Here is a 6367-nt window from a genome sequence, read left to right on the forward strand (position 1 = left end):
TATCGAGGGGAATACGAGTGCAGATGTAAAAATGATGGATGTTAACGAAGAGATGCAACTACAAATGGCAGTAGGGCAGGCATTCGCATCGGGCGATACTGCTGCACTATTACAAGCTACTGCACAAATGATGGAATTTAAAAACCGCCATATCACGCAAGTTTCCGAAGAGCGAGACGAATATAAGGCGGAATTAGATACCATCAACGGAAAAGACCTTATATCGCTTACAACCGTAGGGCTAGATTATCTAGGAGGCATTTCCTCGCCTAAAATCCGCAGATTTTTACAAGAACAAGGCGTACTACGTACAGTGAAAACAGACGGACACTACGTACCAACCGTTAAATATGCTAAGTACTTCAAGCTATCTACGGCGATTAAAAACGACCGAATATGTAAAACGATGAAAGTAACTCGTGAGGGTGCATCGTTCGTAGCCAAGTTGTACAAGAGACATAATAACAAGAAGTCTGCGTAAAAGGTAAGGGAACGAAAAAAATACAAACCAACACAAAGGAGATAACAAAAAATGAAAAATACAAACAACACAAACGGAATTAAGACGAGAGCGCAGATAACGCAAGAACTATCCGAGGTTATCGCCGAAGGTCGTCAAAAATATGGTGAGTATTGTCTTATCGTAAATAAGGGTACGGAAAGGCGTCCGAATTGGGTCGCCGTATCTCATACACCGAAAGGAACAGGCGGTATAAAAGATATTGATATATTCGACCCTTCGTTTTATCAAAATGCCGCTATATAATAACGAAACAAAAAAATATAAAAATCATGTATAAAATATACCAAGAAATCAATCTCCAGCCGTATATATAGACGAGGAGAAGTTTTCCTTTTTTCTTTTCCTTTCTTTTCTTTTTCCCACTTTTACAGTGGGCTTTTCCCATTAAAGTTCGGCGGGTCTGTCATTACCCGTCGAGCCTCCGTTGGATCGGGGGCGCAACCCGATCAACTATGAATATGAAATAAGGAGGCGTAAAAAGTGAACAAACCATCATATAATTCTTCGATACTTGCATTAATTTTACAGCTCGCTCAACTCACACAATTAGATTTAGCGAAGCTATTAGGAACGACGCAGGCGAGCGTGTCGAGATTTTTATCGGGAGAACAAAAGCTACCATCAGAGAAAGCTGAGATTCTAACGGAACTAATCGGCTCTCATAACCTTTTTCTACTAAGTGCGTTCGATGGCAGCATGACCGCTATAAGCGAAGACCTAAAGAAACGATTAAAACCGAGAGAAGGAGATTAATATGCGACCCGTATTAGTAACAAACGTACACAAGCTACGAGGAAAATCGTTTTTATATTCGTTCTTGTATGTCAATAACGTATTAGTAGCGCAAACCGCAGCGCCGCTAGAAGCCAAGCCGCTAGCTAGGAAGCTACGAGAAATCGTGTATTGTAACTGCGAAGACTTGCCAGCCTTTGACGTATGGACAAGCACAGAAGCGGTATATAAGGCTTGTATTAGTGAAACCGATATTACAGGGCATTTCAAAACGGGAGAAGAGACGTCAGAAACACGTAGGTACTACGAAGACGAGATTGTACAAACAGCTTTAATAGATATTTATAAATTAAAAGATCCGAATGAAAAACAAATGCTGAAGTGGCGTGAAAAGTTAATCTCAATGTTACGCAAGTGTATCAGATTACTAGAAGGAAATACGAAAGCAAATACGAAGGGAGCAATAAAAGATGGAATGGAAACTCTATGATGAATTCTCGGTACAAAACGATAAGGCTCACGAGTTTATCGCAGTATATCGAGAAAAGATACAAGCTGCAAAAGAAGATGTAACGGCAGCCACACTAGCATATGAAGAAATTTTAAACCAAGAATTCGTTGGAAAAAAAGTCGCTACGCAAAAGAAGACAGCGCTAGATAATATCGACAAAGCACGAGCTGCTGTAAAAGTCGCTGAGGATGAGTACACCAAAGCGAATGATTATGCAATGACGAAACTAGCAGGTACGATAACAATCGACGACCTTGCTCATGATTGGCGGACGAACTTTTTGCCGACCGTACGCAAAAATAAAGTCGACCCACTGCGTAAAAAGGCAGAGCAAGGATTACGAGATTATTTCGAGGCAGTCGCAGAAATTTTACGAGTCGAGAGCGAGAATGAATGGGCGGTCAACTTCATGAACGAACGTTTTAGAAGTCGAAAGGGTGCTCGTCCTCTTATGCAGAATGCAGCAAGTATTGGAGATATTCCCGTACCGCCAAACGATAACGACTGGCATAAAATTCTGAAGTATAAACAAATACCTGCAAGATTCATGAGCTAATTAATATCTGTAGGCTAATCGCCTATTAATATAAATAAAACAAAGTGAAGTCGCCAATAATCGGGCGGCTTTTTCTAATTCTAAGGAGGAAATTATAAATGGTAACATACTCTAATGATCTAATCGGTAAACAAAAAAGCGTAACAGATGAAATGCTGTTACTAAACCCACTACAAACGCCTATGCTCGAACTACTTGGATTCGGCGACCCAGTAACGAACGTCGAACACGTTTGGTTCGAAGATGAAATGTTCGCTCAGGAAGGTATCGCAACGAAGGAAGCAGCAGCAGACGCTACAACTATTGAAGTTGAAAGTACCGAAGCATTCCGTCCTAATCTAGTTATTCGAAATGGCGAAGAGCTAATCTTAGTCATTAAGATTGAAGGCAGCACGTTAACGGTAATTCGTGGCTATGCGGAAACAGTTTCCGAAAAGGTAGAAGTCGGAGCAACTCTCGAAGTAATGTTCGTAGAAGGCGCAGAGGGTGCAGATGCCCGTGCCGCTCGTTACAAACCTCGTAAGCGTGTATCTAATATTACGCAAATCTTCGACGAATCTGTAGAGCTTACAGGTACAGCGATGGCAGTAGCTCAATACGGCGTAGACAACGAGTACGAGAAAGAGAAGCAAAAGAAACAGCTAGAGCTTGCGTTACAACTAGAAAAAGCAGTAATCAGCGGTATTCGTTACGAGAGAGGTCATACACGCATGATGCGTGGTGTTCGTTCGTTCATTCAAACAAACGTAATCAAAGCCAACGGCGCAGTGATTTCAGATGAGCATCTAATCGAAGCATTCCGTGCAATCTTCGAGAAAAGCGGCTCTACTGCCAGTGGTAACTATAAAATTATCGTAGGTGCTACACAAAAGATTGCTATCTCTAACTTCGATAATGCGTTAATCCGCTTAGACCGTGTGGATAATGGACGAGGACAAATAGTAGACCATTATGTATCTGACCTCGGTGCAGCGGAAATCTTATTAAATAGCAACCTACCAGCTGGCGAGGTGTTAATCGTAGACGCTAACCGCCTATCTATTCGACCACTAATTGGACGTGACTTTTCACACACGTTCTTAGGTAAGACAGGTGACTACATGAAAGGCATGTTAGTCGGTGAGTACACGCTAGAAATGCTACAAGAAGCAGCACATGCTAAAATCGTGGGTCTTTCAACTAACAAATAATCGAAATATATCGGCTAGGGCTTCGGCTCTAGTCGTTTTTTAATATAAGGCGGTGGTAGCGTGGAAAATTACGCAGATAGAATCGAAGCAGCGAACGAACATATCGACGCCTATGTGATTAGTAACGAAGATTGGCACGAAGCGGACGATAAAAAGAAAATCCGCCTTATGAACTCGGCTGATAGAACGTTACATAATACATTCAAAGGCAACGAAATACCCGATAATGCGATATATGAATTCAGTGCATATCTAGCGATTGTATTCAACGATACAAACAAAATGCAGCGGCAAGGAATCGCATCGTTTAGCGTAACTGCCGTCGGCTCATTCACATTCGAAGAAAATAACGTTTCTAGTGCGATTAAGCAGCTATTATCGGAACTTATCCCCGACAGTGTGTTACAATTAATAGAAGCGGAAAACGAGAATCTCCAATTGACTGGACGTGTGATTGGTTGGACAGTTTAAGAAGGTTGTATAAAAAAGGGAGATGGCGCAAAGATGGCGAAATCAAAAGAGAATGATTTAACGGAGAAATTGGCAGAAGGTCACCGAAAATATGGTGACGGCAACTTTACAGTACAGAATATCGGTGATGAAACTAACCCGAATTGGACTGTCGTAAAAAATGTGAGGAAGGGGTCGGCAGGTATTCGCGAAGGCGAAGATATATTTAGCCTGCGATCAAAATATATAAAATAGTGCGGAAAGGTACGCCGAGATTCGCATTTTAAGACGATTATTTTTTATTCCGTGGATAAGGGATTCATCTAAATGCGTCAGAATTCTCGATAGGGAATCGATAGAACAAAAAGGCATTCAACATTGACGTAGAACTACTATATAGCGTATAATATTAATTAACAAAAACGGTCAGTTGACCGCCCAAATGAACGTTCAGCAAACGATGAAAGAATCGTTTATATATCGTAGGTAATTGACGGGTCGGGAGTTCGAATCTCTCCTGGGACGCTACAAAGAAGTGCATGAGTGCACTTCTTTTTTTTACCCCCTACATCGTTTAGTTAAATGATGTAGGGGGTTTTTATTTTGTTTTCATACATAAAAGTAAGTGCTAGACTTAAGTTTAACGTATTATCGGTTAAGAAGATGGGTACTTGGAGTGAGTTCGAAATGAAGAGATATACTTGTTCATGTTGTGGCTATAAGACGCTTGTAGAAGAGACACGGGATAATTATGAAATCTGTGTAGTTTGCTACTGGGAAGATGATTTTGTTCAGAATGAAGACCCAGACTACGAAGGTGGTGCGAACGAAGTATCTTTAAGACAAGCGCAAAAGAACTTTAAGATATATGGGGCATGTGAGGAAAGATTTAAAGCTTTGGTTGTACAACCAGAGCTTGGTGGTTATGAAAAAGACATGAGTTTTAAAACTTTCTAGGTCCGGAATAAAAAAAAGGAAAGCGTCGAAAAGACTACTTTTCTTTTTTGTAATGCTACATTAGTTGTTAATAAATTTCTCAAACACAAACCCAAAATCTTTTACATTATATTGTTTTTTCGTATCCACAAGCCAGTTGAAAGCAATTTGATTAATTTCTTTAAACTGCGCTGCAAGATCTACTTCGGCATTTCTTACATTACCTAATGTAGAAGATGCCATCTCCAGGCTTTTATGTGCGTATTGCGTTGCGATGTCATTTTCATGAGTGATTTCAGCAATTTTTAGAAGTGCTTTATATAAATCTTTCACTTCTTCAATATGTTTTTTATGTATATCAATGGAGTAATGTTCCCCGCCCATAGTAAATTTAATTTCGATATCTAAATCGACGGTTCCAGCTGTTTCAAGCAGGACGTTCGAAATTTTATGAGTGTTGTAATTGTAACGGCGAAGTGTACGTTTCTTGCTTATCGCACTCGTTCCATCAACGTGAATAAGAGCGGTATTTGTAAAGCAATACTCGTCTGTTTTTGATTTGATTAAAAAATAAATTTTTTCATTTTCTTCATGCATGACATAATCGTCGGCATCTACTTTATCGTAATCGGCAGGAGTAATAACGGATCCAATATCACTTAAACCAAGCATATCAGCTGCGACTTTTTTGAACATAGTGAATCATCCTTTCGTTATTAATTTCAGAATCGTTGCAATAGTATTATATCATTTATGTGGAAAGAAATGATAAATTTAAGAAGGGATAGATGAGGGATGGAGTGAAGTTTTATAATAGGCGATAGTTCTGTTTGAGAAAGTCTATATAGGTGGTGTAATTGTGTATCATCATACAAAAACAAAAGGAGATTTAGGAGTTTTAAAAGCACAGGTTGATTTATGCGAAAAGGGTTATATGATACTTGTTCCTCATACAGAGCATGCTCCTTTTGACCTTGTAAGCTTATAAAGATGGTATGTTTAAACGGATTCAAGTGAAATATAGAGAATTCAATGATAAAGGAATTCTTGAAATACGTTTTCGTTCCAGCTATTCAACTGGAAAAGGGACAACTATGAAAAATGTAGATAAAGAAGAAATTGATGTTTATTGTGTGTATTGTCCTCAAACTGATTTATGTTATTATTTCGATCCTAAAATCTTTCGTAAATCAATTAGTTTAAGAGTTAAAGCTCCGAAGAATTACCAAGAAAAGAATGTGAATTTTGCAGATGAATATCGGGAAATACCATAAAAGTACCCCAGTGTATTTATATACGACAGTGGGGGGGTTATCCTAGTCTCATTTTACTGAGTCATTATAAAAAGATAACAAGGTTTTTGTTTTTTATGCTTTTTTTTACGTGATCCAGTAAAATGGTAGTGCTAGAAAAAGTATGGAGGGATATATGGTAAAGAAATAAACAGCTCAATTTAATTTAAATAAGAA

10 protein-coding genes and 1 pseudogene are annotated in these 6367 nt (G+C 39.0%); 10 read left to right on the plus strand and 1 reads right to left on the minus strand.

From position 1 onward, the window contains the following. The 9 genes from V7024_RS21740 to V7024_RS21780 all read left to right on the plus strand — a co-directional run. A partial coding sequence (locus V7024_RS21740) for a phage antirepressor KilAC domain-containing protein (RefSeq protein ID WP_335523818.1) occupies nt 1-481 on the plus strand: 481 nt, incomplete at its 5' end. A gap of 51 nt (nt 482-532) precedes the next feature. Then, complete coding sequence (locus tag V7024_RS21745; protein WP_335523820.1) at nt 533-766, plus strand: DUF4148 domain-containing protein; 234 nt, start codon at nt 533-535, stop codon at nt 764-766. A gap of 237 nt (nt 767-1003) precedes the next feature. After that, nucleotides 1004-1276: a helix-turn-helix domain-containing protein gene (locus tag V7024_RS21750; protein ID WP_335523822.1), complete on the plus strand. Its 273-nt coding sequence runs from the start codon at nt 1004-1006 to the stop codon at nt 1274-1276. A gap of 1 nt (nt 1277) precedes the next feature. Beyond that, the gene (locus V7024_RS21755; protein ID WP_335523824.1) at nt 1278-1745 is read left to right on the plus strand and encodes a hypothetical protein; all 468 of its coding nucleotides are present in this window, start codon (nt 1278-1280) and stop codon (nt 1743-1745) included. Further along, nucleotides 1726-2322 carry a hypothetical protein gene (locus tag V7024_RS21760; protein WP_335523826.1) on the plus strand — a complete coding sequence of 199 codons (597 nt, stop codon included), beginning with the start codon at nt 1726-1728 and terminating at the stop codon, nt 2320-2322. The genes V7024_RS21755 and V7024_RS21760 overlap by 20 nt, the downstream gene beginning before the upstream one ends. A gap of 98 nt (nt 2323-2420) precedes the next feature. Beyond that, nucleotides 2421-3512, plus strand: a complete 1092-nt coding sequence (locus tag V7024_RS21765) for an SU10 major capsid protein (RefSeq protein ID WP_335523828.1) — start codon at nt 2421-2423, stop codon at nt 3510-3512. A 114-nt stretch (nt 3513-3626) separates the two neighbouring features. Then, entirely contained in the window at nt 3627-3983 is a 357-nt protein-coding gene (locus V7024_RS21770) for a hypothetical protein (RefSeq protein ID WP_335523831.1), read from the plus strand. 33 nt (nt 3984-4016) lie between these two features. Continuing rightward, the gene (locus tag V7024_RS21775; RefSeq protein ID WP_335523833.1) at nt 4017-4217 is read left to right on the plus strand and encodes a cytoplasmic protein; all 201 of its coding nucleotides are present in this window, start codon (nt 4017-4019) and stop codon (nt 4215-4217) included. 432 nt (nt 4218-4649) lie between these two features. Then, nucleotides 4650-4919 (plus strand): CPCC family cysteine-rich protein, encoded by a 270-nt coding sequence (locus V7024_RS21780; protein WP_335523837.1) that lies wholly within the window; start codon nt 4650-4652, stop codon nt 4917-4919. A gap of 60 nt (nt 4920-4979) precedes the next feature. Here V7024_RS21780 and V7024_RS21785 read toward each other — a convergent pair whose 3' ends face one another. Beyond that, nucleotides 4980-5594, minus strand: coding sequence for a PH domain-containing protein (locus V7024_RS21785; protein ID WP_335523835.1), 615 nt, complete (start codon nt 5592-5594; stop codon nt 4980-4982). 163 nt (nt 5595-5757) lie between these two features. Here V7024_RS21785 and V7024_RS21790 point away from each other — a divergent pair. Further along, nucleotides 5758-6172: pseudogene (locus V7024_RS21790) on the plus strand (group I intron-associated PD-(D/E)XK endonuclease). Nucleotides 6173-6367: the final 195 nt, after the last annotated feature.

It is taken from the genome of Bacillus sp. JJ864, assembly GCF_036963045.1.
GTDB lineage: Bacteria > Bacillota > Bacilli > Bacillales > Bacillaceae_G > Bacillus_A > Bacillus_A pseudomycoides_C.